The organism is Mycobacterium sp. (assembly GCF_032162605.1).
Lineage (GTDB): Bacteria > Actinomycetota > Actinomycetes > Mycobacteriales > Mycobacteriaceae > Mycobacterium.
Window position 1 is genome coordinate 1 of record NZ_JAVROT010000596.1, and the last position, 2,524, is coordinate 2,524.

Consider the following 2,524-nt stretch of genomic DNA (forward strand, 5'->3'; position numbering starts at 1 on the left):
CGACGATGGCGCGGGTGGTGACGTTGGCGAGGGTGTCGTCCTCGACCACCTGCTGCCACGCGGCTTGCTTCACCGCGGCCTGGGGTCGAGCGGCCGAAGCCGCCGCCGCGTTGCGCCGTCCCGCCGCCGTGGGATCGCGCTGTGCCTCGGCGTCGATGAACGGCGTCGCGGTGCTCTCCTGGTCGACGTCGCCGCCAGCCGCGAGTGCGACGACCAGGCGCCACCGCAGGTCGGTGTCGATGCTGAGGCCCGCAAGTCCCAGCTCGGCCGGATCAGTGTCCAGCAGCGCCGCCAGCACCGCCGTGTGACGCAACGACAGCGCCGACGTGGACAGCGCGTTGACGTAGGCGAGCTGGTGATCGGAGCCGGGCTCGGCGTCGCGGGCGAGCTCCAGGAGCCGGTCGGCGAATGCCGGCCATCCCTGCGAGCATGCCCAGTCCGGGTCGGCGTAGCCGTTGAGCGCGGTCTGCGCCTGCAGCAACAGGCGTTGGGCCACACCGACTTCCGTCTCGGCGTGCACGCCGTTCTTGACCAGCTCGACGAAGTCCCGGGCCTTCAGCTCGGCTTCGCGGGTCATCTCCCATGCCGCCGACCACGCCAGGGTGCGGGGCAGCGACTCGGCGATGTCGGCGACGCGGGTCAGCACCGTCTGCAGTGACTCCGGATCGAGCCGCAGCGAGCAGTACGTCAGGTCGTCGTCGTTGACCAGGACAAGCTTCCCGCGCGGGACGCCCCGCAGCGCAGGCACGTCGGTGCTCGCTCCGTCGACGTCGAGTTCCTCGCGCTGGATGCGGACCAGCTTGCCGCTGCCGTCGTCGTCGTAGATGCCAACGGCCAGCCGGTGCACGCGCGTCTCGCCCGCGCCCGGAGCGGCGCCACTCTGATCGATCGCGAACCGGGTGAAGTTGCCGTCACCGTCGACGTCGAAGTCGGCCCGCAGCGTGTTAAGTCCGGTGGTCTTCAGCCACTGGCGGCCCCAGTGCGAGAGATCGCGCCCCGACGACTTCTCCAGCGCGCCAAGAAGATCGCCGAACGTGGCGTTGGCGAACGCATGATCACGGAAGTAGTCGCGCAGGCCGGCGAGGAACGCCTCGAGTCCCACATAGGCGACGAGTTGCTTGAGCACGCTCGCGCCCTTGGCGTAGGTGATGCCGTCGAAGTTCACCTCGACGGCGTGCAGATCGGGAATGTCGGCGGCCACGGGATGCGTAGACGGCAACTGGTCCTGCCGGTACGCCCACGACTTCTCGACGTTGGCGAACGTCGTCCACGCGTGCTTGTATTCCGTTGCCTCACTTTGGCACAACACCGAGGCGAACGTCGCGAAGGACTCGTTGAGCCACAGATCGTCCCACCACTGCATGGTCACCAGGTCGCCGAACCACATGTGCGCCATCTCGTGCAGCACGGTCTCGGCGCGCCGCTCGTAGCTGTAGCGCGTCACCTTGCTCCTGAAGACGTAGTCCTCCAGGAAGGTCACGGCGCCGGCGTTCTCCATGGCGCCAGCGTTGAACTCGGGGACGAACAACTGGTCGTACTTGCCGAATGCGTATGGCACGCCGAAGTTCTGGTGGTAGAAGCCGAAGCCCTGCTTCGTCTCGGTGAAGAGCCGTTCGGCGTCCATGTACTCACTCAGAGAGGAGCGGCAGAAGATCCCCAGCGGGATGTCACCGTGCTCGTCGGAGTAGACGTCGTCCCATCGCGCGTAGGGGCCCGCGATGAGGGCCGCCAGGTAGGTGCTCATCCGCGGCGTGGTCGCGAACGTGTGCACCCCATCCTCGACGCTGACGGTGGCGCCGTTGGAGATGACCTGCCAGTGCGTGGGCGCGGTGACCGCGACGTCGAAGGTGGCCTTCAGGTCGGGTTGGTCGAAGCACGCGAACATCCGCTTCGCGTCGGCGGTCTCGAACTGCGAGTACAGGTAGACCTCGTCGTCGACCGGGTCGGTGAAGCGGTGCAGGCCCTCGCCGGTATTGGAGTACCGGCAGTCGGCGTCCACGACGACGACGTTGTGCTCGGCCAGTCCGACCAGGGGCACGCCGGTGGACTCGTCGTAGCCCGAGACGTCGATGTCGACGCCGTTGAGCGTGGCGCTACGAACGGAGTCGGCGGCGACGTCGATGACGGTGTCCGAGCCGGCCAGCGCGTCGAACGTCACGGTCGTCGTCGACCGGAAGGTGTGTTCGCCGGGCGCAACGCTGCCGTCGGTGAGGTCCAGGACGATCCGGTAGTTGTCGATGGTGACGAGCGCCGCGCGCTCGGCCGCCTGGGCGCGAGTGAGGTTGGGAAGTGCCACGTCGGCCAAGCCTAGACGCAGACCGGGAACACAGCCGAGGCGTGCATAGTTGTGCTGAACGGAGCTCTGCCCGCTTGCCTGCCGAGAGGATTTGATGATGGCCAAGAAGGATGTCGCCGGTTTCTGGTTCGACCCGCTGTGCCCGTGGTGCTGGATCACGTCACGCTGGATTCTCGAGGTCGAGAAGGTCCGCGACATCGACGTGAACTTCCACGTCATGAGCCTCGC

General features: G+C 67.3%; 2 protein-coding genes. One reads left to right on the forward strand and one right to left on the reverse strand.

The window, feature by feature from the left end:
* On the reverse strand, positions 1-2,296 hold a 2,296-nt coding region (pepN, locus tag QOI01_RS33865), incomplete at its 3' end, for an aminopeptidase N (protein WP_526388244.1).
* 97 nt (positions 2,297-2,393) lie between these two features.
* Between pepN and QOI01_RS33870 the strand changes: the two genes are divergently transcribed.
* On the forward strand, positions 2,394-2,524 hold a 131-nt coding region (locus tag QOI01_RS33870), incomplete at its 3' end, for a mycothiol-dependent nitroreductase Rv2466c family protein (protein ID WP_526388246.1).